Source organism: Mesorhizobium sp. WSM4312, from assembly GCF_002294875.1.
In the GTDB taxonomy this organism is placed as follows: Bacteria; Pseudomonadota; Alphaproteobacteria; order Rhizobiales; family Rhizobiaceae; genus Mesorhizobium.
This window is the reverse complement of record NZ_NSFU01000006.1, coordinates 299,552-325,648: the sequence shown is the minus strand read 5'-3', so window position 1 is coordinate 325,648 and position 26,097 is coordinate 299,552. Positions and strand designations below refer to the sequence as shown.

General features: G+C 64.8%; 29 protein-coding genes. 9 read left to right on the top strand and 20 right to left on the bottom strand.

What is annotated here, in order from left to right; all coding sequences use genetic code 11:
* Positions 1–2: 2 nt before the first annotated feature.
* The 5 genes from CK228_RS12355 (at position 3) to CK228_RS12335 (ending at position 7,746) form a co-directional block, all read left to right on the top strand.
* Positions 3–2,276, top strand: a complete 2,274-nt coding sequence (locus CK228_RS12355) for a xanthine dehydrogenase family protein molybdopterin-binding subunit (protein WP_095788018.1) — start codon at positions 3–5, stop codon at positions 2,274–2,276.
* Positions 2,273–2,878: a hypothetical protein gene (locus tag CK228_RS12350; protein WP_095788017.1), complete on the top strand. Its 606-nt coding sequence runs from the start codon at positions 2,273–2,275 to the stop codon at positions 2,876–2,878. The genes CK228_RS12355 and CK228_RS12350 overlap by 4 nt, the downstream gene beginning before the upstream one ends.
* Positions 2,879–3,038: 160 nt before the next feature.
* Positions 3,039–4,214: an efflux RND transporter periplasmic adaptor subunit gene (locus tag CK228_RS12345; protein WP_095788056.1), complete on the top strand. Its 1,176-nt coding sequence runs from the start codon at positions 3,039–3,041 to the stop codon at positions 4,212–4,214.
* A 75-nt stretch (positions 4,215–4,289) separates the two neighbouring features.
* Positions 4,290–7,466: an efflux RND transporter permease subunit gene (locus tag CK228_RS12340; protein WP_095788016.1), complete on the top strand. Its 3,177-nt coding sequence runs from the start codon at positions 4,290–4,292 to the stop codon at positions 7,464–7,466.
* Between the two features lie 121 nt (positions 7,467–7,587).
* On the top strand, positions 7,588–7,746 hold the full coding sequence (locus CK228_RS12335) for a DUF3309 family protein (protein WP_095772091.1): 159 nt from the start codon (positions 7,588–7,590) through the stop codon (positions 7,744–7,746).
* Positions 7,747–7,802: 56 nt separating this feature from the next.
* Here the strand turns inward: CK228_RS12335 and CK228_RS12330 are convergent, their stop codons facing one another.
* Complete coding sequence (locus tag CK228_RS12330; RefSeq protein ID WP_095788015.1) at positions 7,803–8,759, bottom strand: SDR family oxidoreductase; 957 nt, start codon at positions 8,757–8,759, stop codon at positions 7,803–7,805.
* A 108-nt stretch (positions 8,760–8,867) separates the two neighbouring features.
* Entirely contained in the window at positions 8,868–9,827 is a 960-nt protein-coding gene (locus CK228_RS12325; RefSeq protein ID WP_095788014.1) for an NmrA family NAD(P)-binding protein, read from the bottom strand.
* Between the two features lie 108 nt (positions 9,828–9,935).
* Here CK228_RS12325 and CK228_RS12320 point away from each other — a divergent pair, with 108 nt between their 5' ends.
* Positions 9,936–10,844: a LysR family transcriptional regulator gene (locus tag CK228_RS12320; protein ID WP_095772339.1), complete on the top strand. Its 909-nt coding sequence runs from the start codon at positions 9,936–9,938 to the stop codon at positions 10,842–10,844.
* Here the strand turns inward: CK228_RS12320 and CK228_RS12315 are convergent.
* From CK228_RS12315 to CK228_RS35250, 4 genes are all read right to left on the bottom strand, one after another.
* The gene (locus CK228_RS12315) at positions 10,808–11,983 is read right to left on the bottom strand and encodes an MFS transporter (protein WP_095772094.1); all 1,176 of its coding nucleotides are present in this window, start codon (positions 11,981–11,983) and stop codon (positions 10,808–10,810) included. The two genes, CK228_RS12320 and CK228_RS12315, sit on opposite strands and share 37 nt — an antisense overlap.
* 200 nt (positions 11,984–12,183) lie before the next feature.
* Positions 12,184–12,492: a DUF1244 domain-containing protein gene (locus tag CK228_RS12310; RefSeq protein ID WP_095772340.1), complete on the bottom strand. Its 309-nt coding sequence runs from the start codon at positions 12,490–12,492 to the stop codon at positions 12,184–12,186.
* Positions 12,493–12,503: 11 nt separating this feature from the next.
* Positions 12,504–13,301: an N-formylglutamate amidohydrolase gene (locus CK228_RS12305; RefSeq protein ID WP_095788013.1), complete on the bottom strand. Its 798-nt coding sequence runs from the start codon at positions 13,299–13,301 to the stop codon at positions 12,504–12,506.
* 143 nt (positions 13,302–13,444) lie between these two features.
* Positions 13,445–13,633: a hypothetical protein gene (locus tag CK228_RS35250; RefSeq protein ID WP_179295875.1), complete on the bottom strand. Its 189-nt coding sequence runs from the start codon at positions 13,631–13,633 to the stop codon at positions 13,445–13,447.
* Between CK228_RS35250 and CK228_RS12300 the strand changes: the two genes are divergently transcribed.
* Positions 13,572–14,036, top strand: coding sequence for a DUF1036 domain-containing protein (locus CK228_RS12300; RefSeq protein WP_179295888.1), 465 nt, complete (start codon positions 13,572–13,574; stop codon positions 14,034–14,036). The two genes, CK228_RS35250 and CK228_RS12300, sit on opposite strands and share 62 nt — an antisense overlap.
* Complete coding sequence (gene pyk / locus CK228_RS12295) at positions 14,033–15,475, top strand: pyruvate kinase (protein ID WP_095788011.1); 1,443 nt, start codon at positions 14,033–14,035, stop codon at positions 15,473–15,475. The genes CK228_RS12300 and pyk overlap by 4 nt, the downstream gene beginning before the upstream one ends.
* Before the next feature lie 88 nt (positions 15,476–15,563).
* Here the strand turns inward: pyk and CK228_RS12290 are convergent, their stop codons facing one another.
* From CK228_RS12290 to ykgO, 4 genes are all read right to left on the bottom strand, one after another.
* Complete coding sequence (locus CK228_RS12290; RefSeq protein WP_095772097.1) at positions 15,564–16,034, bottom strand: hypothetical protein; 471 nt, start codon at positions 16,032–16,034, stop codon at positions 15,564–15,566.
* Between the two features lies 1 nt (position 16,035).
* Positions 16,036–17,103, bottom strand: a complete 1,068-nt coding sequence (locus CK228_RS12285; RefSeq protein WP_095788010.1) for an alpha/beta hydrolase — start codon at positions 17,101–17,103, stop codon at positions 16,036–16,038.
* 115 nt (positions 17,104–17,218) lie between these two features.
* Positions 17,219–17,827 carry a hypothetical protein gene (locus tag CK228_RS12280; RefSeq protein WP_095788009.1) on the bottom strand — a complete coding sequence of 203 codons (609 nt, stop codon included), beginning with the start codon at positions 17,825–17,827 and terminating at the stop codon, positions 17,219–17,221.
* 109 nt (positions 17,828–17,936) lie between these two features.
* Positions 17,937–18,062: a type B 50S ribosomal protein L36 gene (ykgO, locus tag CK228_RS12275; protein WP_006327841.1), complete on the bottom strand. Its 126-nt coding sequence runs from the start codon at positions 18,060–18,062 to the stop codon at positions 17,937–17,939.
* Positions 18,063–18,293: 231 nt separating this feature from the next.
* Here ykgO and CK228_RS12270 point away from each other — a divergent pair, with 231 nt between their 5' ends.
* Complete coding sequence (locus CK228_RS12270) at positions 18,294–18,713, top strand: lysozyme inhibitor LprI family protein (protein WP_095788008.1); 420 nt, start codon at positions 18,294–18,296, stop codon at positions 18,711–18,713.
* A gap of 12 nt (positions 18,714–18,725) precedes the next feature.
* On the opposite strand, the gene CK228_RS12265 is transcribed toward CK228_RS12270, so the two are convergent.
* The 10 genes from CK228_RS12265 to CK228_RS12220 all read right to left on the bottom strand — a co-directional run bounded on the left by CK228_RS12265 (position 18,726) and on the right by CK228_RS12220 (position 26,055).
* A complete protein-coding gene (locus CK228_RS12265) occupies positions 18,726–19,805 on the bottom strand; it encodes a 5-(carboxyamino)imidazole ribonucleotide synthase (protein WP_095788007.1) in 1,080 nt (359 codons plus the stop codon).
* Positions 19,802–20,299: a 5-(carboxyamino)imidazole ribonucleotide mutase gene (purE, locus tag CK228_RS12260; protein WP_010911966.1), complete on the bottom strand. Its 498-nt coding sequence runs from the start codon at positions 20,297–20,299 to the stop codon at positions 19,802–19,804. The genes CK228_RS12265 and purE overlap by 4 nt, the downstream gene beginning before the upstream one ends.
* Positions 20,300–20,397: 98 nt before the next feature.
* Positions 20,398–21,303, bottom strand: a complete 906-nt coding sequence (locus CK228_RS12255) for an anti-sigma factor (protein WP_095788006.1) — start codon at positions 21,301–21,303, stop codon at positions 20,398–20,400.
* A complete protein-coding gene (locus tag CK228_RS12250) occupies positions 21,300–21,839 on the bottom strand; it encodes a sigma-70 family RNA polymerase sigma factor (RefSeq protein ID WP_095772104.1) in 540 nt (179 codons plus the stop codon). Before CK228_RS12250 ends, CK228_RS12255 begins: the two co-directional genes overlap by 4 nt.
* A gap of 37 nt (positions 21,840–21,876) precedes the next feature.
* Positions 21,877–22,074, bottom strand: coding sequence for a hypothetical protein (locus CK228_RS12245; RefSeq protein ID WP_095788005.1), 198 nt, complete (start codon positions 22,072–22,074; stop codon positions 21,877–21,879).
* A 133-nt stretch (positions 22,075–22,207) separates the two neighbouring features.
* Complete coding sequence (locus CK228_RS12240; protein ID WP_095788004.1) at positions 22,208–23,413, bottom strand: aminotransferase class V-fold PLP-dependent enzyme; 1,206 nt, start codon at positions 23,411–23,413, stop codon at positions 22,208–22,210.
* Between the two features lie 25 nt (positions 23,414–23,438).
* Positions 23,439–23,900: a RidA family protein gene (locus CK228_RS12235; protein WP_010911960.1), complete on the bottom strand. Its 462-nt coding sequence runs from the start codon at positions 23,898–23,900 to the stop codon at positions 23,439–23,441.
* Positions 23,901–23,938: 38 nt separating this feature from the next.
* Positions 23,939–24,733: an amino acid ABC transporter ATP-binding protein gene (locus CK228_RS12230; protein WP_095788003.1), complete on the bottom strand. Its 795-nt coding sequence runs from the start codon at positions 24,731–24,733 to the stop codon at positions 23,939–23,941.
* A 4-nt stretch (positions 24,734–24,737) separates the two neighbouring features.
* A complete protein-coding gene (locus tag CK228_RS12225) occupies positions 24,738–25,388 on the bottom strand; it encodes an amino acid ABC transporter permease (protein WP_095788002.1) in 651 nt (216 codons plus the stop codon).
* Between the two features lies 1 nt (position 25,389).
* Positions 25,390–26,055: an amino acid ABC transporter permease gene (locus tag CK228_RS12220; protein ID WP_095772109.1), complete on the bottom strand. Its 666-nt coding sequence runs from the start codon at positions 26,053–26,055 to the stop codon at positions 25,390–25,392.
* Positions 26,056–26,097 lie beyond the last annotated feature (42 nt).

Sequence of the window (26,097 nt, the reverse complement as noted above, 5' to 3'; positions counted from 1 at the left end):
CCATGGCCAGTGTCGGAAAGATTGCCCGCCGCACGTTTCTGATCGGCGCGGCCGCTGTCGCGGGCGGCGTTGCCGTCGGCTACTATTATTATCGCAAACCGTTTGCGAATCCGCTCGAGACCGACCTCGGCAAGGGCGAGGCGACCTTCAACCCCTATGTGAAGATCGCCGCCGACAACACCATCACCATCGTCGCGCCGCGCGCCGAGATGGGGCAAGGCATTTCGACGACGCTCGCCATCATGGTCGCCGAAGAACTCGATGTAGGTCTCGACCAGATCAAGGTCGAGCACGGCCCGGCCTCCTACGCCTATTACAACGCGGCGATCCTCGAAGAGGGTGGTCCGTTCGCCTTCTTCGACGAGAGCATGACCGCGCAGGCGGTGCGCTCAGGTCTCGGTGTGGTCGGCAAACTCCTTGCTCTCCAGGTCACCGGCGGCTCGGCTTCGACGCGCGACGGTTTCGACAAGATGCGCCAGGCGGGCGCCGCAGCCCGGCATCTGCTGATCGCGGCGGCTGCGCAGAAACTCGGCGTTGCCGCCGCCGATCTGGAAACGGCCAATGGTTCGATCCTGCACAAGGCATCGGGCAAGTCGCTGACTTATGGCGCGGTTGCGGCCGCTGCCGCAGCAATCGCGCCGCCGACGGAAGTCAAGCTCAAGGACAGAGCCGACTGGAAACTGCTGGGAAAGCCGCAGAAGCGCATCGACATGCTGGCCAAGGTCACCGGGGCGCCGATCTTCGGCATCGATGTCAGGCTGCCGGACATGCTCTACGGCACGGTCAAGATGAGCCCGCGCTTCTGGGCCAAGCCAGTCAAGGTGGATCTCGCCAAAGCCGAGAAAATGCCGGGCGTGATCAAGATCGTGCCGCTCGAGACGAATTACGGCCACGGCTTCGGCATCATCGCGCAAAATACCTGGGCGGCCTTCAAGGCGGCCGACGCCATCGACGCCCAGTGGGCGGATCCCGAATATCCGCTTAGCAGCGCCGCCATTTTGGACGTGCTGAAGCAGGCGCTCGGCACCAAGGGCTCGGCGATGCGCGACAATGGCGATGTCGATACCGCCTTCGCCGACGCGCCGCGCGAAAAGATAGTCGAGGCGGACTATGCGGTGCCCTATTTGGCGCATGCGACCATGGAGCCGATGAATGCCACGGCGCGCTTCAAGGATGGCGCCCTCGACATCTGGTGCGGCAACCAGGCGCCGACGCTGGTGCGCCAGCTCTGCGCCAATGCGGTCGGTATCGAGCAGGACAAGGTCACTGTCCACACCACCTTCATGGGCGGCGGCTTTGGCCGCCGTACCGAGATGGACTTCTCGCTTTGCGCAGCGTTGATGGCGAAGGAGACGGGCGGGCGCCCAATCAAGGTGACCTGGACGCGCGAAGAGGACATGCGTCACGACGCCTACCGGCCTGCTGCGGTCGGCAAGTTCCAGGCACGGCTTGGCGACGACGGCATGCCGGTCGCCGTCGACATGAGAATCGCCTCGCCATCGGTGATCGCCAGCACCTTGCGCAGGCTGTTTCCCTCGATATCGCCGGTCGGTCCCGACAAGTCCATTGTCGATGGTGCCTATGACCAGCCCTACACCATTGCGAACTATCGGGTGAGCGGCGTCGCGGCGCCCGTCTCGATTCCGGTCGGCTTCTGGCGCTCGGTCGGCAGTTCCATCAATGGCTTCTTCCATGAAGGGTTCATGGACGAGATCGCCACCGCCGGCAAAATCGATCCGGTCGAGCTGCGCAAGAAGCTGATGGCCGCCTATCCCGCAGCGGTGAAGGTGGTGGAGAAGGTCGCGGCGATGGCGAAATGGGGCGAGCCGCTGCCCGCCGGCAAGGCCAAGGGCGTGGCCTTCACGCTGTCTTTCGGCAGCTGGGTCGGCGAGATCGTCCAGGTGGCGGACACGCCGGCCGGCATCCGCATCGAGAAGGTATGGATCGCCGCCGATGTCGGCACCGCCCTCGATCCGGGCATCGTCGAGGCACAGCTGACTTCCGCCGCCATCTACGGCCTGTCGGCGGCAATGGGACAGCAGATCACCTTCGCCGACGGCATGGTCGAACAGTCGAACTTCCACGATTTCGACGCCATGCGGATCTTCCAGTGCCCGGTCTTCGAAGTCGCCATCCTGGAAAACTTCCACAAGATGGGCGGCGTCGGCGAGGTTGGCACACCGCCGGCGGCACCGGCGCTGGCCAATGCCATCTTCGCGCTTACCGGCAAGCGCATCCGCACCCTGCCGCTGTCGACAAGGGTGGCCTTCGCATGAAAAAGCTTCTCATCATGCTGACGCCTGCTGCCATCTTGTTTTCGGCGGCGCCTTCCGCAACCGCGCAGGAGAGCCAGACATCACCGAGCCCGACGGTCGGCATTGCCAAGGGTCTGTCCGAATGGGACAAGATCTATGCGGTGTTCTCACATCCGCGCTGCGCCGATTGTCATGTCGCGGACGACCGGCCGCGCTGGTCGGGTGCGCATTATGGAACCACATTTGTGCACGCCTTCAACGTCCAGCGCGGAACCGACGGATCGGGCTTCGGCAATCCGGGCCTGCGCTGCACAACCTGCCATTTCTCCAGTAATTCCAAGGCATTGCACGGACCACCCGGCGCCGAGGGCTGGCATTTGGCGCCGACCGAGATGGCCTGGTTCGGAAAATCCTCGGCCGAAATCTGCGCCCAGATCAAGGATCCGGCGCGCAATGGCGACCGCAAATTGGCCGATATCGCGCTGCATGTCCGCGACGATAAACTTGTCGCCTGGGGCTGGGCGCCGGGCTCGGATCGAGAGCCGGCTCCGGGCTCGGCCGAAGCGACCTATCAAGCAATCGAAAACTGGATGGCGGCGGGTTCACCTTGCCCGATGCCGTAATGGTCTTGCAACTTTAAGGCTATATTGCAGTGCAACTTTGATGTAGAAGCGCGCTCGCCTATCACGGCAATTTGAACACGGTCAGGCGCGCACCCATATCGGCGACGCGCCCGCGTCATGAAGGCGCGGTGCTGGCTGAACCCGCAGTGGAAAAATGACGATGCCTAGAATCAGGTTTCACAAGCTTGCAGCCATTGTTGTGCTCATCGGTTTCGCGGCGTGGATGGCGACAGGCGAATTCTCATCGGTCGGCAGCGTAGCGGCCAACAAGGCCAAGGCGGCCGAAGTCGAACAGGGCAAGGCGCCGGACGCTGGCAAGCCGAAGACGGCGGAAGCCGAACCGAAGGCGCCGCTGCGCACCGTTGCCGTCGTGACGCCACCACGCAAGACCTACGCGCGCGCCATCCGCATCTCCGGCCTGACCGAGGCCGACAAGCGCGCGGTTCTGGCAACCCGCGTCGCCGGCGTCATCGACAAGCTGCCGGTCAAGCAAGGCGATCATGTCAAGACAGGCGACCTGGTGCTGATGCTGGCGGCGGAAGAAAAAATCTCGAGCGTCGACAACGCCAAGCAGTTGCTGGTGCAGCGAAAGGCCGAGCTCGATGCCGCGGAACGGCTCGCCAGGACCGGCAATCTGCCCAAGCTGCAGCTCGACACCGCCCGCTCCAACCTGACCCAGGCGACATCCCAGCTGGATACAGCGCAGGCCGAGCTCGACCGCAACGAGGTCAAGGCACCGTTCGATGGCGTCATCGACCGGGTACCGGTGGAGCTTGGCAGCTCGGTCATGCAGGGCGGCGAGGTGGCCACCATCCTCAAGCTCGATCCGGTGATCGCCCGCGGCGAGATCAGCGAGCGCGACCTCGGCTATCTCAAGATCGGCGACAAGGCCAGCGTCCGGCTGGTCAGCGGCCAGACCGTCGAAGGCACCGTGCGCTACATCAGCCGCGACGCGTCGTCGGCGACCCGCACCTTCCGCGTCGAGGTCGCCATCCCCAATGCCGATGGCTCGGTGCCGGCCGGCATGACGGCGGAAATCCAGCTCAGCGCGCTGCCGACCGACGCGGTCCTGCTGCCGCGCTCGGTGGTGACGCTCGGCGACAAGGGCGATCTGGGCATCCGCGCCGTCGGCAAGGACAACAAGGTTGCGTTCTTCCCGATCGACCTGGTCGACGACACCCCGACCGGCCTCGTGCTTGGCGGCATCCCGGCCGATGCGCGCATCATCGTCGCCGGCCAGGAACTGGTGAAGGAAGGCGATGAGGTCAAGCCGGTCGAGGCCGACCAGGCGACCATCAACAAGCTGATCGGCGAAGCCACCGCCGGGACGCAGTAGCGCAGCGACGCCGGCGCTGGGCCGTGCCCGGCGACGTCGGTCGTTCGCCACTCCCGAAAGCAACAGGCATAAGTCATGGATATCGTCAGACTCGCAATCAACAATGCCCGCCTGACCATCTCGGTCCTGGTCTTCCTGCTGATTGCAGGCTGGGTCGCCTATCAGTCGACGCCGAAGGAAGCGGAACCCGACGTTCCGATTCCGATGATGTATGTCAGCCTGATCTATCAAGGCATCTCGCCGGAGGATTCCGAGCGCCTTCTGCTGCGGCCGATGGAAAGCAAGCTGAAAAGCCTGAAGGGCCTCAAGGAAATGCGCTCTGCCGCCTTCCAGGGCGGCGGCTATGTGCTGGTCGAGTTCCAGCCGCAGACCAATCTCGCGACGGCGCTGCAGGATACACGCTCCAAGGTGCAGGACGGCAAGGCCGATCTGCCGCAAGCGGCCGAGGAACCTGTCGTCACCGAGGTCAACATTTCCGAATTCCCGGTGCTTGTCGTCACACTGTCGGGCGAATTGCCCGAACGCGTGCTGGCCGCCGCGGCGCGCGAACTGCGTGACCGCATCGAGGAAGTGCCCGGCGTTCTGGAAGGCTCGCTGCAGGGCTCCCGCGACGATCTCGTCGAGGTCGTCATCGATCCGATGAAACTGTCATCCTACGGGCTGCAGCTCGACCAGCTGATCGGCGCCGTCGGCGCTTCCAACAGCCTGGTCGCCGCCGGCAATATCGAAGGCTCGCAAGGCAAATACGCCGTCAAGGTGCCGTCGCTGATCGAGACGCCGGAGGATGTGGCGGCGCTGCCGGTGGTCGCCGGCCCCAATGCCGTGGTGCAGGCCAAGGATATCGCGACAATCCGCTCGACCTTCGCCGATGCCACGACGATCACGCGCCTCAACGGCAAGCCGGCCATCGCCATCGAGGTCAAGAAGCGCATCGGCGCCAATCTGATCGACACGCTCACCAAGGTGAGGGCGGTGTCCGATGCCTTCGTCAAGACCATGCCCGAGGGGATGCACGTCACCTACACGCAGGACAAGTCGGTCTTCGTCAACCAGCTGCTGGGTGACCTGCAGAACCACGTGATGATCGCCGTCATCCTGGTGTTCATCGTCATCCTCTACGCGCTGTCCGGCCGTGCGTCGCTGCTGATTGGCCTCGCCATTCCGTCGTCCTTCCTGATCGGCATCCTGCTCCTGGCGATGATGGGCTACACGATCAACATGATCGTGCTGTTCAGCCTTATCCTGGCGGTCGGCATGCTGGTCGACGACGCCATCATCGTCACCGAATTCGCCGAACGGCGGATGAGCGAAGGCATGCCGAAGCAGGAAGCCTTCGCGCTTGCCGCCAAGCGCATGGCCGGTCCGGTCATCGCGGCGACGATGACGCGCATCGCCGCCTTCTCGCCGCTGCTGTTCTGGCCGGGCATCATCGGCGACTTCATGAAGTACATGCCGATCACGCTGATCGTCACGCTGTCGGCCTCGATGCTGTATGCGCTGGTCTTCGCGCCGACGCTTGGCGCGATCTTCGCCAAGGCGCCGGAGCATCACGCCGACGACAATCGCGACGGCTGGTACATGGCGGTCGTCAAGCAGGCGGTGCGCTTCCCCATCACAGTGCTGGTGCTTACAGTGGTCTTGCTGGCCGGCATCTTCGTTGGCTATTCGAAGTACGGCGCCGGCGTCGAGTTCTTCCCGAGCGTCGAGCCCGACTACGGCCTGCTTTATGTGCATGCCCGCGGCAACCTTTCTCTGGCCGAAATGGACACGGCGACCAAGATCGCCGAAAACCGGCTGCTCGGCTGGCCGGGCCTGAAGTCGGTCTATACCCGCGTCGGCAAGTCCGAAGGCGGCGGCCAGGACGTGCCCGAGGATGTCGTCGGCGTCATTCAGTACGAATTCATCGACTGGCGCGAACGCAAATCGGCGAACCAGATCCTGAACGATTTGCGCGGCGTCATGGCCGGTATTCCCGGCGTCGACGTCGAGGTCCGCGTGCCGGAAGCCGGCCCGCCGACCGGCAAGCCGATCCAGATCAGGCTTTCTGCCATCGACCCAAAGGGGTTGGACGAGAAGGCGCGTTCGGTCGCAGCGCGCATCGCCAAGGTGCCCGGCGTCATCGACGTTTCCGACGGCCTGCCGCCGCCCGGCGTCGACTGGGCACTCGAGGTCGACCGCGCCAAGGCTGCGCAGTATGGCATCAGCCCGACCTCGGTCGGCACGGTGGTGCAACTCGTCACCAACGGCCTGAAGCTCTCGGAATACCGGCCTGCCGGCGCCGACAAGGCTGTCGACATCCGGCTGCGCTTGCCGGAGGACCGGCGCACGCTGTCGACGCTCGACGAGCTCAGGGTGCAGACCTCGCAGGGGTCGGTGCCGATTTCGAACTTCGTCGTCCGCAAGGCCAAGCCAAGCGTCGGCATCCTCAACCGCATCGACGGCGCCCGCACCGTTGTGGTGCAGGCCAACGTCGCCGCCGGCAAGCAGGTCGCCGCCGTGCAGCAGGAGGTTACCCAGGCCGTCGCCGACATGAATCTCGGCAGCGGCATCCGCTGGAAGCTGGCCGGCTCGAACGAGGACAGCGCCGAAGCCAGCGCCTTCCTCAGCAAGGCCTTCGGTGCGGCGATCTTCCTGATCTTCCTGGTGCTTTTGGCGCAGTTCAACAAGTTCACCAGCGTCTGGCTGGTGTTGTCCTGCGTGGTCATGGCGACGATCGGCGTGTTCCTGGGACTGCTGATAACAGGCGAGACGTTCGGCATCGTCATGTCGGGTATCGGCGTCATCGCGCTGGCCGGCGTGGTGGTGAACAACAACATCGTGCTGATCGACACCTACGACCGGCTGCGCGAAGAGGGCTGGGACAAGATGGATGCCGTGTTGCAGACCTGCCGCGAGCGCGCGCGACCGGTGGTGCTGACGGCGGTGTCGGCCATCCTCGGCGTGCTGCCGATCGCCTTCGGCCTTGGGCTGGAGATCTTCCATCACGAGACGACGATCAACGCGCCGTCGACGCAATGGTGGATTTCGCTGTCCTCGGCGATCGTCTTCGGCCTGTCCTTCGCGACGGTGCTGACACTGGTGGTGACGCCGTCGATGCTGATGGTGTTCACCCGCGCCAAGGTCAAGCCTGGTGCACGGCGCGGCTTGATCAGCCGGCTGTTCCGGCAGGGCAAGGGCGAGGTATCGTCAGACGCGCCGACGGTGGACGACGGCGCGGAACCCCCGACCGCCTTTCCAAAAGCCGCAGAGTAGGCAGGCTTCCCAATCTGAACGGCAAAGGCCGCCCGGAACAACCGGGCGGCCTTTTGCATTGTTCCCCTGTGGGGGATGCGAAGACATCGTCCTCGAGTGAACTCAATGCGGGGAATTTCCCATGCCGATCAGCACCCTTGTCATCGTCGTCCTGATCCTTGTCCTGATCGGCGCAGTGCCGGCATGGCCGCATTCACGCTCCTGGGGTTACGGACCCTCTGGCATCGTCGGTGTGGTGTTGGTGGTGGTTCTGCTGCTGCTGCTGATGGGGCGGCTCTGAGCCGCCTTTGTTATCCGTGAGCAGGCTTTCGGTGTGAAGAGGCCCGCCGGCTCAATTCAGGCGGCTTTCGTGGCCTTCACGGTGGCGATGCCGATGTCCTCGAGGGCTTGGGCGACGGCCTGATCGAGCGGCGTGTGCGGGATTTCGCCGATGATGCCCTCCAGCCGCGTCGAGGCCAGACGGTGCGGCTCGAAGCGCAGATAGGACATCGAGACGATCTCGCGCCACATCGCCACGAACGGGCTGCCGGCGCGCAGCACCCACCAGGGCATCGAGGTCATCTTGAGCGGTCGGCCAAGCGCCTTCTCCGCAGCGGCCTTGATCTCAATATCGGTGACGGCATGGCCTGGAAAGTTCAGCGCCTCATAGGAGCCGAGCTTGTCGAGATTCTTGGCCAGTGCGACGAAGCCCACGGCAAAGTCCGGCAGGTAGGCCCATTCATGCACGAGGTCGGCAGGACCGGGCGCGGTGTAGACGCCCTTGCTGATCTTGGCGGCGACGACCAGGTCGAACCAGGAGCCGCTACCGGTGCCGCCGAAGAAGTCGCCGGCGCGCAGCAGAATGGTGCGCACCCGGCCGGCCTCTGCCTCGCGGCGGAACAGCTCCTCCATGGCGCAGCGGATGCGGCCCTTCTCGGTCGTCGGATGGAACGGCGTGTCTTCCGTGATCACCGCCGGCATGGGCGAGCCGTAATTGTAGACGGTGCCGGGGAACAGATGCAGCGCGTTGTTGGCATGGCAGGCGGCCATGACGTTCTCGGCCATCGGCAGGCATTTGCCCCAATCGGTGTAGATCGGGTTGAGGCCGTTGAAGATGATATCGACGCCTTCGGTGGCGCGGATCAGCGATTGACGGTCCAGCGCATCGCCGGCAACCGCCGTGGCGCCTTCGAGTTCGGCCGGCACCTTGCCGGTGCGGGTGACGGCGCGGACGTCGAAGCCGACGTCGATGAAGGCCTTGGCAACCACGCGGCCGAGCCGGCCATTGGCGCCGAGGATGGCGATCTTGGTCATTTTGTCGTCTCCATGCGTTTAGGTCCGCTGACGTGATGCCTGCTCCAGCGATGCGCGGCGGGGCCCATCCCTTGTCTGGCGCAGTGAGTTTCCGGTGCAGGGGTTGGTTCAAGCCACCGCGGTCGGATGGCTGTCATCCAGGTTCAAATCGGCGATCGCCTGGCGGATGGCGTCGACGGGATCGGTGGCAGGCAGCTTGCCGACGGTCCGCTCCAGCCTGTCGCCGTTGAGTGAGTGCGGCGTGCGCCAGAGATAGGACATCTTGACGACTTCCCGCATCAACGGGCTGAACAGGGCGGCAGCACGCAGCGCGATCCATGGCACGCGTTTCGACGCCAGTTTGCGACCGCTGGCAGCTTCCGCCGCCGCTTTCATCTGGTGGCCGGTCAGCGTATGGCCGGCGAAATGGAAACGCTCGAAAGGGCCGAGGCTCTCGCGCTTTTCGGCCAGTGCGACGAAGGCCTTCCCGAGATCCGGCAGATAGGCAAAGGCGTGCGGGATATCCATCGGCCCACCCCACGTAAAGACGTTCTTGCGCAGCTTCGACAGGATGATCAGGTCGAGCCAGCTTTCCGGCCGCGCGCCGCCATAGAAGTCGCCGGCTCTGAGCACGATGGTCTGGACGCCGCGCTCCTGCGCCTTCCTGCGGAACAGATCCTCCATCCCGATACGGATCTCGGCCTTCTCCGTTGATGGGACTTCAGGCGCGGTTTCCGCCATGCCAACACCGAGGCCGTAGCCGAAATTGTAGACGTTTCCGGGCAGCATGTGGGTGGCCCCGCTTGCCTCGGCCGCCGCGATGACGTTCTCAGCCATCGGCAAGACCTTCTCGGCCCATTCCGTGTAAAGCGGGTTCAACGCGTTGAGAATCACCTCGGCGCCCTTGCAGGCTTCAATCAGGGCCGCGCGGTCGGTGGCGTCACCCTGGACGACCTCCACGCCCGGCGCCAGCGATGCCGCCTTGGCGTTGCGTGCCAGCCCCTTCACACGCCATCCGGCGGCGACGAATTCTCGCGCCGCGGCCTCGCCGACCCTGCCTGCCGCACCCAGAACAACAATTGTCCGCATCTGTCTTCTCCTGTTTTCCTGTCTCCGATGAGAGAAAGATGGTCTATTTGAGGTTGAATTTAAATTCGCTAGAATTGGAGAATCGATATTCAATTTTAAATGGATTGCATGTCCGATCTCGACTGGAATCTGATCAAGAGCTTCGTCACCGTGGCGGAAACCGGCAGCCTGTCGGCCGCCGCGCGAAAGCTGGCCGCAAGCCAACCGACGCTTGGCCGCCACATCGGTGAACTGGAACAGGTGCTGGGCGTGACGCTGTTCCGGCGCGGGCGGCGCGGCTACGCGCTGACGGAAGCCGGCGCTACGCTGTTCGAGCGCGGTAAGGCGGTCAGCGAGCAGGCGAGCGCGTTTTCACGCCTGGCGCTGGGTTCGGTCGAGGCAATCGAAGGCACGGTGCGCATCGCCGCCAGCGAAGTGGTGGCGGCCTATGTGCTGCCCGAGATGACCGCACGGCTCGGCATCGAGGAACCCGGCATCGAGGTCGAGATCGTTGCCTCGAACCAGGTCGAGAACCTGCTGCGCCGGGACGCCGACATCGCCATCCGCATGGTCAAGCCGGCGCAGAACGAACTGGTGGCGCGCAAGGTCTGTGACATCCCGCTCTGCGCCTGTGCGGCCATTTCCTATCTCGACCGGCGCGGCCGCCCGCTGGGGCCGGCCGACCTTACCGATCATCCCTTGATCGGCTTCGACCGCAGCGAGGAGATGATCCGGGGCTTTACGCAATTCGGCCTCCCGGTCACCCGAAGCAGTTTCCGCTTCAGGGCCGACAACCAGATGGTCCTGTGGGAGGCGGTGCGGACGGGAAACGGCATTGGCCTCGGTCAGGAGCCGCTGGCCGATCGCGACCCGCTGGTGGAGAAGGTGCTGCCCGGCCTGCCGCTGCCAAGCCTGCCGGTATGGCTGGCCATGCATCGCGATGTGCGCAGCAGCGTGCGCATCCGCCGCGTGGCGGATTTTCTCCACGAGGAGTTGAAGCGCTATTCGGCGGGCGCTGGGGCGAATTCGGCGCGGTGAGCGAGGCCCGCCATCAGCAGGACGACGATCAGCAGCACCGACATGGCGATGAAGATCGGTCCGAAGCTGGAATGCTCGGCGACGAAGCCGATCGCCGACGGCGCCACCAGAATGCCGGAATAGCCCATGGTAGTGACGACGCTCATGCCGGTGCCCGATGACATGCCTTCCTGGTTGCCGCCGGCCGAAAAGATGATCGGCACCATGTTGGCGATGCCGAAGCCGCACAGCGCAAAGGCCGCGATGGCGAGCCAGGGCGAGGGCGACAGGCCGGCGACCAGCATGCCCGCGGCGGCGACGACCGCCGAGCCGCGCAGCGTCGTCACCGCGCCGAAGCGGTTGCGCACGCCATCACCGAAGAAGCGCATGATCGCCATGACGCCGGAAAAGGCGGCATAGGCAAGACCGGCGACGGCAAGGTCGGCGCCGAGTTCTTGTCGCAGATACAGCGCCGCCCAATCGAGCACCGCGCCCTCCGAGATCATCGTCAGCAGAGCCATCAGGCCGATCAGGTAGACCAGCGGGTTTGCCGGCAGCGTGAACTTGTGATGCCCGGCCGCCTGTGGCCTGTCCTCGGCGACGAGATAACCGACCGCCATCGCGATCGCCGCGAAGGCAAGCACGGTCACGGCCGCGGCATGGGCGAGGTGGCCATAGTGCTGGATGGCAAAGCCGCCGAGGCCGCCGCCGGCGAAACCACCGAGGCTCCAGAAGCCGTGCGAGGAGGACATGATGGCGCGGGACATCTTTCGCTCCACCACCACCGCATTGGCGTTCATGGCGACGTCCATGCCGCCGATCGAGCCGCCGAAGATGAACATGGCGATGGCCGCCAGCGGCACGTTGGGCGCCAGCGCCACGACCAGCAGGCCGAGGCTGCCGCAAAGACCGAACCAGCGCAGAACGGTGCGCGAGCCATGTTTCGAGATCAGGTGGCCGCACCAGGTCATGGCGGCGACCGCGCCGGCGCCGAACAAAAGGATCAGCAGGCCAAGCGTGAATTTCGAAATGTCGAGCCGGGTCAGGAACACCGGAATCTGCGGCGCCCAGCTGCCGGTCAGGAAGCCATTGGCAAGGAAAATGGCCGCTACGGCCCATCGCCCGCGAATGGCAGTCTGCATGGCGTTCGACGCATTCATAGGCGAATCCGGTCAGAAAATGGCTTTGCGCGGCAAATTAGATCGATTCAATTTTCAGTCAAGCACCGGGTTGGAGGAAGCGTTTGGACCAAAGGCCGAAATGGAACCGACATCGTTCTTGGCGAACTTCCGTACGTCGGAGATTAGCGAAAAACGCCTCTCCCTTCGCAGATACCTTAGCCGGAGGCCGCTCGCCGTCTTCAGTGATCTTTCGGCCGCCTGGCCTCGAATTCAGCCTTCTTGGCGTCCGATGCTTCGGTCTGGTTGAGAGCCTGCCATTCGGCATAGGGCATGCCGTAGACGATCTCGCGCGACTGATCCTTGGAGAGGTCGACGCCCCCGGCATCGGCCGCCTCGCGATACCAGTTCGACAGGCAGTTGCGACAGAAGCCGGCGAGGTTCATCAGGTCGATGTTCTGGACGTCGCTGCGTTCCCTGAGGTGCTCGACCAGCCGGCGAAAGGCGGCGGCTTCGAAATCACGCTTCTGCTCGTCGCTGAGTTCGGTCATCGGAACCTCCGTCATAACGGCCCGGTGCGCGAGCCGAATATCTTTACCGCATGTATATCGGGACGGCGGTCTATCGCGTCAACGATCGGCGCCAGGCGCTCGGCCCAGGCAAGCGCGCCTTTCTGGTCCGCTATCAGGTCCTGGCGGATTTCGATCAGCGCGTGCGCATAGCCGTTGACGATGGCATGCCTGAACATGGTGTCGCCACGCAGCGCGCCGTCATAGGGCTCATTGTCGCCGACGATCAGGTTCTTGTCCTGCGCCAGCATATCGATCAGCGGCCGCGCCACCCGGTCGTCCCGATCCCATAGGATGCCGACATGCCAGGGCCGTTGCCTGCCCTGCATCACCGGCGTGAAGGAATGCACCGAGAAGATGAAGGGCGCCCGGCCGGAAGCCTGCGCGACCGAGGCGATCACCGCGCCGACGGCGTCGTGGTACGGCCGGTAGAAGCGGTCGAGCCGCCTCTCGCGCTCTTGCGGCGCGATGGGATAGTTTCCCGGCACCACCGTGCCGTCATAGAGCTGGCGGATGAGCGTCGGATCGTCCTCGCCGCGATTGGGATCGATCAAGAGCCGCGAAAAATTGGCGATGACCGCCGGCACGTCGAGCAGGCCGGCGAGCTCGCGCGTCACCGCTTCGACGCCAATGTCATAGGCGATGTGCCGATCGAATTCCGCCGCGGGCAGACCGAGGCTGCCATACTCGTCGGGCAGGTCGCGGCGGGCATGATCGGCCAGAAGCACGATGCCCCGCTTGCGGTCGCCCTCGACAATGTCGACAGGCGCGAAAACTGTGGATCGGGTCATTGGCGGGAAATGGTCTGTTCGCTGGCTTCCGGGGAGGGTGCTATCGTCATTCCACGAAGATGACGCGTGCGCAATGCCGTTGTTTGGCCAAGGTTTATCGGGAAATCTGGCAAAGGGCGACGGATAGTGCGCCGGGAGCCTTCCTAAATCGATTGGAATTGATCAAAACGGCGCGTTGACATGCGCCCGGACTTTTCCGAAAAGGGGCGCAGAGAGATGCTGATGTGGTTCTTGAGGGGTTTTCGGATGGGTTCCGCCGGCAGGCAGCGCATGCGCTCTGCCTGTGCCATGCCGCTCCTGACCGTGGCCGTTGGCTTGTCGGCGATGGTCATGGCCTCGCCGGCGCGCGCCGATTTCCGCGTCTGCAACGCCACGCAGAACCTGGTTGGCGTCGGCATCGGCTATCGTGCCAAGGCCGGCTGGATCACCGAAGGCTGGTGGCACATTGAAGGATCGAGCTGCAAGACGTTGATCGAAGGGCCGCTGTCATCAAGGTTTTACTATCTTTATGCAGAAGACGCCGAGCGCGGTGGACGCTGGGACGGCCCGATCAACATGTGCGTGGCTGAAAAAGAGTTCAAGATCGCCGGCGTAAACGACTGCGTCGCCCGGGGCTTCCAGCGCGCCGGATTCCAGGAATATGACACGGGCGAACAGGCAAGCTGGATGGTCCAGCTGACCGATGAACCCGCAACGGGAGGCGCACCAGCCGCCCCGGGAACCAATAGTCAATGAGACGCAGCCGCAAGGTCAAGATTCTAGCCACAATCGGTCCGGCATCCTCCTCCGAGGAGATGCTGCAGAAATTGTTCGAAGCGGGCGCCGACGTGTTCCGCATCAATATGAGCCATACCGACCACGAACTGATGCGCACGCTGGTCGGCCGCATCCGCGCCGTCGAGGAAAAGGTCGGCCGGCCGATCGGCATCCTCGCCGACCTGCAAGGGCCCAAGCTGCGCGTCGGCAAGTTCGCCAATGGCAAGGAAGTGCTGACGCCAGGCCAGAGCTTCACGCTCGACGACAATCCCGAGCCCGGCACCTCGACCAGGGTCTATCTGCCGCATCCGGAGATCCTGAGCTCGGTCGAGCCCGGTCACCGTCTTTTGATCGACGACGGCAAGCTCGAGCTGAAAGCGGTGAAGAGCGACGGCAAGTCGATCGTCTGCACGGTCGTCGCCGGCACCACGATTTCCGACAAGAAGGGCGTCAGCCTGCCCGATACCGACCTGCCGGTCGGCGCGCTGACCGAGAAGGACCGCAAGGACCTCGACGCGGTGCTCGCCACGGGTGTCGACTGGATCGCGCTGTCCTTCGTGCAGCGGCCCGAGGATCTGGCCGAAGCGCGCAAGATCGCGCGCGGCCGCGCGCTGATCATGGCCAAGATCGAAAAGCCGCAGGCCGTCGCCCGGCTGGCCGAGATCATCGAACTGTCCGACGCGCTGATGGTCGCGCGCGGCGATCTCGGCGTCGAGATGCCGCTGGAAGCCGTTCCCGGCATCCAGAAGCAGATCACGCGCGCCGCGCGCCGCGCCGGCAAGCCGGTGGTGGTCGCCACGCAGATGCTGGAATCGATGATCACCGCACCGGTACCGACCCGCGCCGAAGTCTCCGACGTTTCGACCGCCGTGTTCGAGGGCGCCGACGCCATCATGCTGTCGGCGGAATCGGCGGCGGGTGCCTATCCCGTCGAAGCGGTGGCGATGATGAACCGCATCGCCACCAAGGTCGAAACGGACCCGACCTATGCCGGCATCATCAACGCCCAGCGCTCCGAGCCGGAAGCGACCGGCGCCGACGCCATCTCGCTGGCTGCCCGCGAGATCGCCGAGACGCTGAAACTGTCGGCGATCATCACTTACACGGCATCCGGCACCACCGGGCTGCGCGCCGCGCGCGAACGGCCACAAGTGCCGATCATCGCACTGTCGCCGATCCTCAACACCGCGCGGCGGCTGTCGCTTCTGTGGGGCACGCACTGCGTCGTCTCGCCCGATGCCACCGATCTCGACGACATGGTCAACCGCGCCTGCCGCATTGCGCTGGAAGAAGAGTTCGGCAAGCCGGGCGACCGCGTCATCATCACCGCTGGCGTGCCGCTGAGGACGCCCGGCTCGACCAACATGCTGCGCATCGCCTATGTCGGCTCGGAAGCGCAGGGCGGCCGCGGCAGCTGATTCGTGACTGAAGCGTGTCGCGCGGTTTCGTGCGGCTCGCCGTGGCTGGGATACAGCAAAGGCGCGGGACAATGATCTCCGCCTTCATCTAGCCTCCAGCCGTTGCGATCCCAAGCGCTTTTGCGGCAGCCTCCGCGTGGTCCATGCGCTGGAGAAACCGACGCGCACGGAGACCTGCGTCATACAGATACTGATCCGGGCCCAGCATCTTTCGCCGGTTCAATTCTGTTGTGTCGAGCAGGTCGAAATCGACCTTCTCGATCGTGCAGTGCCAACCGGTCCTGTGGGAGGACCAGCCCCTGCGATGGTGCTCCAGGAGGCGCTCGCGGCTGGAGTAGCCGTGGTAATCGAATGCGATGATGCCGTTCGTCACATAAATATGGTTTCCCGAAAAGCCCTCGGCCGGGATGATCCGCTCGGCATGAAATCCTGCAAGCGGGGGATGCTCGAGGAAAGTGCCTGCAAGAATGTGGCACGCGCCGTAGCCGAAGAAGATGCGATCCGGCAGCGCCCATCGCCTTTCCGGGTTTTTCTTGATGCCGTGCTTGAGGACATACATCTCAGGTCGGTGCGAGTTCGGCCCGGGGCTCCTTGATGTCGGCGCACTTGCCCACACCATAGGCATCGCCGGCAATTCGTGCCTCGACCGTTCTGGCCATCGCTTCCAGATCGATATCCTTGCCGGCTACCTTCTCGATCGCGCCGACGACGAGGTCCGAGGCGATCCAGTCCGGCTTGTGGCCGAGATTGTGCACCCAGACGAGCTCGGCGCCCGGGATATCGCGCGCCAGGCCGACGGAGTGGATATGGGCATAGACGACCTTGTCGCGGTCGCCCGAAATGACCACGGTCGGCGCGCTGATCGCTTTGTAGTGCGGTGCGGCGCCAAGCGTATAGCGATAGAGGCCGGCGACGTCGGTGGCGTTGGCGCGAAAGGCCGACGGCCGCAACACCAGCGGGATCGCGGCCGTGCCGAGATAGTCGTCCGGCACCTTGTTGGGCGAGAATACGCAGGTCGTTGCATCGGCCATCTGAAACGTGCCGGCCGGATAGGTGAGTGTTTCGGAGAAGAGCCGGCCGATCACCGGAACGGTGGTCAGGTCGTAATACCAGGATGTCGCGCCGCCCGGCCAAGGATGGGTCGCCGGCGCCAGGAAGACGAGGCCGAGCGTCCTGTCGGCATGCTCGCGGCCGAAAGCCGCCGTCACCACGCCGCCGAAGGAATGGCCGACGATGATTGCCTTCCTGATGCCAAGGCGGTCCATCAGGGCAGCGAGGGTATTGGCCTGCGCCGACGGATCCTCATTGTTGCCGGGCCCGCGTCCCGACCAGCCGTGACCCGGCCGGTCGAAGAACAGCATTTCGGCGCGTCCCGCCAGCAGCGGCCTGAGCGGCAGCATCTGATCCCCGAGATTGGCGCTGGCGCCATGGATGAAGACGATCGGCGGCAACTCCGCATTGGCGGGGGCGGGAATGTGGACATAGTGGATGCGGGCGCCGCCTATATCAGCGAATTCGCCAATGGCCGGATCACGGCGTTCGATCAGCCATGAGCCGACGCGGGTAACGCCGATCAGGACAAAGACGAGTGCAAAGAAGAAGGCGAACGCGGCGTAGATCAGGTTCATGCGGGGATATACGGGGGTGGGGTGGGATAAGTTTGGGTAGGGAATAGGCAGTAGGCAGTAGGTTGGTGTTTGCCGCTCAATCTTTCTCCCTACTGCCTATTCCCTACTGCCTGAACTAAATTCCTTCGCCGGCAAGCTCTTCCGAAAGCGTGGCGACCTGGTCCTGGGCGCTGCGCATCATCGGATAGATGGCCAGCACCTTCTGCCAGGCTTCGAGCGCCGACTGCTTGTGGCCGGTCAGCGCCATGATCTGCGCCAGGCCCGACAACGCGCCGAAATGGCGCGGCTCGAGTTGCAGCGTGTGATCGATGTCGGACATCGACTTGCCGTAGTTTTTCATCATGAAATGCACCGTGGCGCGCCGGTTCCAGCCTTCGGCATAGGTCGGCTGCAAGGTCACAACCTGATCAAGCAAATCGAGCGCGACGTCGAATTTCTGGTTGTCCATCGCCTTTTGCGACCACAGCATCATCAGGTCGATCGAGGCGCTGCCGGACTGGAACCATTCGCTCCAGATGTTGCCGGCGATGCGTTCAGCGGCCTTCTCGTTGCGTTCGCGCTTGAGGTCGGAAAACAGCTTGTCGAGCCGGGCCTGTTTCGTCATCGGCGCAGCCGGAGCCTCCGGGGCAGCCGGCACTGCCGGCTGATCGTCCGCGGCCCTGGTCGGCAAGCTTGTGGCGCCGGAAACAAGCAGAGCTGTCAAAAATGCAAAAAGAATCCGCATCGCCCGATCCTAGTCCCGGGCGGCGGAACAGCAAAGTGATTTTAGCGTGAGAAGGTCGGCAGGCCGACAAGCATCAAGGGGCGGAGGCGAAAAGCCTCCGGCCGAAAGCTCAGCCCTGGCGCGCCTTGTAGCGCGGGGCGGTCTTGTTGATGATGTAAACGCGGCCCTTGCGGCGAACCAGCTGGTTGTCGCGGTGACGCGCCTTCAGCGCCTTGAGCGAATTCTTGATCTTCATGGTCTTGCCTGTCGGTGTGGACCCGGTTCCGGGTCGAAATTTTAAGGCGCGCCAGAAGACGCGCCTTTTCAACGGTGGGTGGCTCATAAACGAGGAGCCTTGCCCATGTCAACCGCAAGCATGCGCCATACCTCCATATCATCAAATATCCGCCATGTCGGCCTTGCGGCATTGCGCGGGCGTCAGCCGGCGGGGATGATGCGGAGTGTTTCAAGTGATTTGGGGACGATCATGCGCCGAATATTGCTGTCCGCCTGCCTTGTCGTCCTGGCGGGAACGTCGATCGTGCGCGCACAGGAATGCGACCGCTCCGACGACAGCCAGCAGATGATGAACATCTGCGCCGGCGAGGACTACCAGGCCGCCGACGCCAAGCTCAATGCGGCCTATCAGGACCTGATCAGCTCCGATGATGCCAACGGTAAAAGATTGCTGCAGGCGGCGCAACGCGCCTGGATCACCTTCCGCGACGCCGAGTGCGCGCACAGCACGGCCGCCAGCGTGGGCGGTTCCATCCACGCGATGGAGGTTTCGCAGTGCCTGGCCAGGCTGACCAATGACCGCATCAAGCAGCTTGCGGCCTCGGCCAATTGCGAGGAAGGCGATGCGAGCTGCGCCAGCCCCAACGAGGACAGCGACGAGCTGCAATAGGTTCGCTTCCGGCTATTGAACGCGACGGCTGACGTGGGTGAAATGGCCCATCTTGCGGCCGGGCCGCGCCTCGGCCTTGCCATAGAGATGCAGCATCAGATCGGGCTCGGCGAGCAGTTGAGGGACGCGAAGCACGTCGTCGCCGATCAGGTTCTCCATCACGCAATCGGAGTGGCGCTCCGGGCTGCCGAGTGGCAGGCCGGCAACGGCGCGGATATGCTGCTCGAACTGCGAAACGATGCAGGCCGCCTCGGTCCAGTGGCCCGAATTGTGGACGCGTGGCGCAATCTCATTGGCCAGCAGCGAACCGTCGGAAAGCACGAAGAACTCGACGCCGATGACGCCGACATACTCGAGCGCCGACAGGATTTTTGCCGCCGCCGTCCGCGCCGCTTCAGCCGTCTCACGTTTGACGCCGGCTGGCACCGTCGAGGTGTGGAGAATGCCGTTGCGGTGAACATTCTCGGCCGGGTCGTAGGCTGCCACTGCGCCATCCAGGCCACGCGCTGCAATCACCGAGATCTCACGCTCGAAGGGCACGAAGCTTTCCAGGATCAGCGGCACATTGCCCATCGCCTCGCAGGTGCCGGCGAAGCCGCCCGCCTCCATGTTGCGAAAGACACGCTGGCCCTTGCCGTCATAGCCCATGCGCCGCGTCTTCAATATGCCGCTGCCGCCGAATGTCTTCAGCGCCGCCGTCAGGTCCTCGTCGGTGTCGACCGGACGAAAATCGGCGGTGGCAATGCCGATGCCGTTGAGGAATGTCTTTTCGCTCACCCGGTCCTGCGCGACGTCGAGCGCGCGCGCCGGCGGATAGACCGCAACCCTGGCGGCAAGCGCTTCTGCCGCGGCAACGGGAACATTCTCGAACTCGTAGGTGACGACGGCACTTGCCGCCGCCAGCTCGGCAAGGGCGGCCGGGTCGTCATAGGCTGACGTAATCTGCCGGTTGGCGACTTGTGCCGCCGGGCAATCCGGCTGCGGCTCCAGCACGATGGTGCGGTAGCCGAGGCGGGCGGCGGCCATCGCCAGCATGCGGCCAAGCTGGCCGCCGCCGATGATGCCGATGGTCGATCCGGCGGGCAGGCTCACGGCGTGTCCGTAGGTTCGTCGGCAACCTTGGCGGTCTGCGAGGCGCGCCAGGCGTCGAGGCGCTGGGCAAGCTTGTCGTCGTTCAGCGCCAGAACGGCGGCTGCCAACAGGGCCGCATTGGCCGCACCCGCCTTGCCGATGGCCAGTGTCCCGACAGGAATGCCGGCCGGCATCTGGACGATGGAGAGCAGCGAATCCTGCCCCGACAGCGCCTTCGATTCCACCGGCACGCCGAACACCGGCAGCGGCGTCATCGCCGCCGTCATGCCGGGCAAGTGCGCCGCGCCGCCGGCGCCGGCGATGATCACCTTGTAGCCGGCGGCCTTGGCACCCTTGGCGAACTCATAGAGCCGGTCGGGCGTGCGATGCGCCGAGATGATCAGGCGTTTGTGCGGGACGCCCAGCGCCTCCAGCGTTTCGGCCGCCTGGCGCATCGTCGCCCAGTCGGACTGGCTGCCCATGATGATGGCGACGTCGGCGCGTTGGTCGTTCAAGCTTGTTGCTCCCCGGCGACAAAGGCGCGCCTTAGCGGAATTCGGCAGCGACGGCAAGGATATCAGGCCACCGGCAAGGCCGGTGGCCATAATCCAGCCTAAACCGCCGCCTTGCGGAAGCGGGCGACGAAGTCGTCAAGCTCGGGGCGCTCCATGTCGGAGATTGCCCAATAGGAGAAGGCGCCGTCGCTCCAGTGCACCATCGAGAAGCCGCCGGAGGAAAGGTCGCCCGGCTGCGTGGTCTTGCCGCCCTGCTGCGGTTCGGCGACCAGCGTGATCAGATGCTCGCGGTGGCGGTAGACCAGGGCCGGCACCGGCCGTCCGGATATCACCTCGACCCGGCCGCCGATCAGCGCGTAGCCGTCCTGGGCAAGGTCGGGGGCCGGCGGCGAGACGCCGATGCGGGCGTCGAGCCAGGGCTTGACCGTATGGCGGTCGGACGAGACGATGTCGATCGGGCTCGCGGCAAGTAGGCTGCGGCGATGGCCGCTGGCGACCGCGGCGGCAAAGCCATCATCGACGCCGCTCTGCATCACCCATTGCGTCGCCCCGCTGGCCAGCACTGCGCTGATCATGATCGACGCGGCCATGGCGCGCCAGTCGAACGAGCCGAAGCGGCGCGCTCTCGGTGATGGCCGCGCCTGGGAAGGACGTGTCCCGGCTTCCCGTCTCTGGCCGCCGCCAGCGCCGGCAATCAACCCCGGCAGCGTCGATGGCGTACCGTGCTGCGGCTCCGCCTCGACCGGCGCCTGCCGTTCGGCGCCGGCCATGCCGATCGACACGATGCGGGCCCGGAATGCATCGCTGACATCGGGGCGCGGCAAGCGGCTGACGGCGCCTTGCAGGGCGACAATGCGGGCATGCTCGGCGGCAAGCCTGGGGTCGGCGGCGATGCGACGCTCCACTGCAAGAGCGGCCGCCGCATCAAGCTCGCCATCGACAAGGGCATGGATCATCAGTCTGATACCTTCGGGATCGTTGGGCAGTCCGTCGTCGTGCGTCATGACGCTCTCCCCAATTCTGACGCGAGCAGGCCACGGGCGCGGGCCAGCCTGGACATCACCGTGCCGATCGGCACGGCAAGCATGGCAGATATCTCGCGATAGCTCAGGCCGTTGATATCACGCAGCACCAATGTCTCGCGAAATGGCTGCGGCAGAGCCGCTATCGCCGCCTCCAGCGCTGCACTATCGGCCTTGGCGATCAGGCTCGCCTCCGGGCCGTCCTCGTCGGGCATGCTGGTGCCGTGCGCCGCCGCCATGTCATCGAGGTCGCCCAGATCGCCGACGGCCATCATGACACGCGGCCGGTTGCGCGCCATCCAGGTGTAGGAGGTGTTGCGCACGATGGTCAGCAGCCAGGCGCGGGCGTTGCCGCCGGCGTAGCCTGATATGCCGGCATGCGCCTTGATGCAGGCGTCCTGCACCACATCCTCGGCATCGGCGGCATTGCCGGTCAGCCATCGGGCCAGCGCCAGCGCGTCGCCGAGATGCGGCAGCACCACTTCGTTGAAGCGTTCTGCCAGGGCCCTCTCGCTCAAAGCGGCACCATGATCCGATACTCCAGGCCGTGCCGCCTCAAGATGCGACAGCGACCTTGCCCTGCTCGCAGGGGCAAAGCCCCCGGAAGCAGGCAGAGCCGCCTGCCTTGCCGAAACTGAATTCATCCGCGTCACCGCTGTCAAGCGCCACGAAGGAGAGCCTGACGATCATCATGCTTGCCAGCGCATCGCCACGGCCGACGCCGTGTTCGCTGTCCTTGCAATGATGGGGCATGCCGGTCTCCTCAACGCCAGTGGTGGCGTATGCCGAGGAGACTTGTCGCGGCGCCGATTTATTCCCACAGCCTGCGCTCCGGCTGTTCACAGTCGCGTGATCGCTGGTGGTTTTGGGATGGTTGGCCTGGCGCTCAATCCGGCCAGCGCAGTGCGCCCGAAGAATCCTTCCGCGCTGCCTTCATCGCATCGGCGGGACGGTCCTTCGCGGTCAGCACTGCACGCAACCGCTCGGCGACGATCTCGGCCTCGCCGGGATGCAGATTGCAGGGGTCGAGGAAGAAGTGGCCGCGCTCGACTTCGTGGTTGCGCACGATGATCGGCGGCGTGCCGGCCGCCAGCGCCGAGGCGAGGCCGGCGGCGCTGAAGCGGCTCTCCGGCGATACGAAGATCTGCAGCCGGTCGAGCGGATTGGCTGTCGGGTCCGGGATGATCTTGGCAAGGATGCCCGACAGTCCCTGCAACGCGTCCTTCCAGAGATTGAGCGCCGCCTCCTCGCGCCGGCGGATGCCGGCGTGATCGCGCTTCTCCCAGGCTTCCAGTGCCGCCATGGTGCCGGCGATGCTTTCCTTGCCGACCTTCATGGCCCGCGCCACGCCGCGGTTCTGCAGATAGGCTGCCCGCACCAGATCCTTGCGACCGGTGACGATGCCGCTGGTCGGACCTGAGAGGAATTTGTGGCCGCTATAGATGACGACGTCGGCGCCGCGGGCGAGAAAACCGCGCAGATCATATTCGGACGCCGCATCGACGATCACCGGCACGCCCTTGGCGTGGCAGATCTCGCAGAATTCCTCCAGCGACAGCATGCCGTACTGCACCGTGTGGTGGGCGACGACATAGAGGCCGGCCGCCGTGTGCTCGTTGATCGCTTCGCGCACATGGTAGTCCTGGGTGACGCTGACCGTGCCGGCGGGCACCACCCTGGCGCCGGCGACGCGGATCGACTGGTCGATCGGGGCGCCGTAATTGACGATGTGGCCAAGCTGGATGACGACCTCCGATTTGAGGTCGCCGGTGTCATCAGGCAGGCGCTCGATGGCGAGCAGGCTGGTTCCTGTCATTGCACCGGCGATCGCCATGGTGATGCCGCTGGCGCAGCAGGCGGTGATGAAGCCGGCCTCGCCACCGGTGAGGCGCGCCACCACCGTGCTCGCGGCGCGCTGCAGATCATCCATCTCCACCCATTGCGAGGCCATCTCCGCCATGGCGCCGATCGCCTCCGGAACGATGATCGATGCGCCGAGCGCGGTCATGGTGCCGGAGACATTGATGATCGGCCGCAAACCCAGCCGTTCGCGAATGGTGGTGTTGGAGCCGGTGTCGGAATAGGTTTTCATGTGAGCGGATCCCGTGAGTAGCAGGTCAGGCGGCGATCTCGACGACCGCCTCGATTTCGACAGTGATGTTTCCAGGCAGCGAGCCGACGCCGATCGCCGAGCGGGCATGGCCGCCGATCTTGTCGAAGACATCGGCGAACAGGTCCGAGCAGCCATTGACCACTTTCGGATGGTCGCTGAAGGTCGGCGTCGCGTTGACGAAGCCGAGCAGCTTGACCACGCGCACGATGCGGCCGAGATCGCCGGCGGCGGCATGCATGACGGCCAGCAGATTGAGCCCGGTCAGGCGCGCATGCTCATAGGCCTGCTCGACGGTCACGTCCTCGCCGACCTTGCCGGTGCAGAGCGTGCCGTCGGCGCGCAGCGGCCCCTGGCCCGACAGGAAGATCAATCGCCCGCTCTCGGCATGGGTAACGAAGTTGGCGATGGGCGTCGGCGGCTCGGGCAGCGTCAGGCCGAGTTCGGCGAGCCGGATGTAAGGCGTCATGGAAGCAGGCTCCTTGGGACGGCACCGGCCGTCCAATGTCAGAAATGCGAGGCGCGGAAGCGCGCCAGGAAGGCGCGGAGGCGCTCATTGCTGGTTTCCGCTGCCAGGATCTCCTTGGGCGGGCCGACGGCGCTGACGCCGCCATCGGCCATGAAGACGATGCGGCTCGAAGCGTCGCGGGCGAAGGCCATTTCATGCGTCACCATCAGCATGGTCATGCCATCTTCGGCCAGGCTGCGCACCACGGCCAGCACCTCGCCGACCAGTTCCGGGTCGAGCGCCGAGGTGATCTCGTCGAGCAAAAGGATTTTCGGCTCCATCGCCACGGCGCGCGCGATGCCGACGCGCTGCTGCTGGCCGCCGGAGAGCTCGGCCGGCAGGCTGTCGGCCTTGTGTGCGAGGCCGACGCGGCCGAGCCAATGCTCGGCGATCTGGCGCGCCTCGGCCTGGCTCTTTCCCCGCACCTTGGTGAGCCCGAGCATGATGTTGCCGGCCGCGGTGAGATGCGGAAACAGGTTGAAGCTCTGGAACACCATGCCGGTCTCGGCGCGCATCGCAGCCAAGTCGCGTTCGCTGCGGCGCTGGCGCGTTCCGGCCTCGCGATAGCCGACCTCCTTGCCGTCGATGCGGATCGAGCCTGAGTCGTAGCTTTCGAGGAAGTTGACGCAGCGCAGCAACGTGGTCTTGCCGCTGCCCGAGGGGCCGATAACGGTGACCACTTCGCCACGTTTCACCTGAAGGCTGACGGAACGCAGCACCTCGACGGCGCCGAAGGCCTTGGAGACATCGCGCACGTCGAGCAGCGCGGGACTGGCGTTTGTGGCGTCGGACATCGTGCTATTCCCGAATGAAGGCAAAGCGCCGCTCGAGCCGCCGGCTGGCGAGCGAGAGCGCATAGTTGACCGCGAAATAGATGAGCGCGCCGAGGATATAGAGCGGCATCGCCTCGTAGGTACGGCCGATGACCTGGTTGATGGCCTGCATCAGATCGGTGATGCCGAGCAGCGAAACCAGCGCGCTGCCCTTGACCGCATCGGTGACGCCGTTGATCCAGGGCGGCAGGAAGCGCCTGAAGGCCTGCGGGAAGATGATGGAGGTGAGCCGCTCGCGGAAGGTCAGCCCGATCGCCATCGCCGCCTCGGACTGGCCTTTCGGGATCGAGGCGACCGCGCCCCTGAGATATTCGATGACCTGCGCGGTCTTGAACAGGGTGAGCGCCAGCACAGCCGCCCAGAAGGACGGCAGATGCAACCCGACCGCCGGCAGGCCGTAATAGACGAAGAACATCAGCACCAGGATCGGAATGCCGCGAATGGTGTCGGAGAAGATGCGCACCGCCCAGCGCAGCGGGGCGGGGCCATAGACCAGGCCAACGCCAAGCAGGACGCCGGCGACGAGCGACAGGGTGACGACCAGGAGCGACACCCAAAGGGTCAAGGCGAAGCCTTTGGCGAGGAAGGGCAGGGCGTAGAGGATCTGGCTCGCCATGTCAGCGCGCCGCCCTGAACCGGCGCTCGACGAGCCTGAGCCCGAAGAGCAGGATGTAGCCGGTCACCAGATACATCGCCGTCGTCACCAGATAGACCTCGACGATGCGGAAGGTGTTGAAGTTGATCCACTGGGCGCCGAAGGTGAGCTCGGGCACCGAGATGACCGAGGCTATCGAGGTGTCCTTGAACAGCGAGATGAAGGTGTTGGACAGCGCCGGCAGCGTGATGCGCAGCATGGTCGGCAGGCGCACATGGATGAGCCTTTGCCAGGGCGTCAGGCCGATCGCCTTGCCGGCATCGAGCTGGCCGCGCGGGACGGCCTCGAGGCCCGAGCGAAACACCTCGACCAGATAGGCGCCGCTATAGACCGACAGCGTCAGGACGAACGAGGTCGGCGCGCTGTAGGCCAGGTCGACCACGGTCGGCACCCCGTAGAAGACGAGATAGACGAGCAGGATCAGCGGCACGTTGCGGATGAATTCGACATAGGCGGCGATGATGGCCCGTACCACGCGTCCGGCCGAGACGTACCAGACCGCGAGCACCAGGCCGATGACGGTGCCGATGGCGATCGAGATCACCGCAAGCTCGAGGCTGAGCAGCAGACCGCCCCACAGCTTGTCGAAATGCCGCCAGATCAGGTTGAAATTGAGGGCATAGCCCATGCGTGCGCCTCGGTGTGAAGGCCGTCGAATGGATCGCGGAAG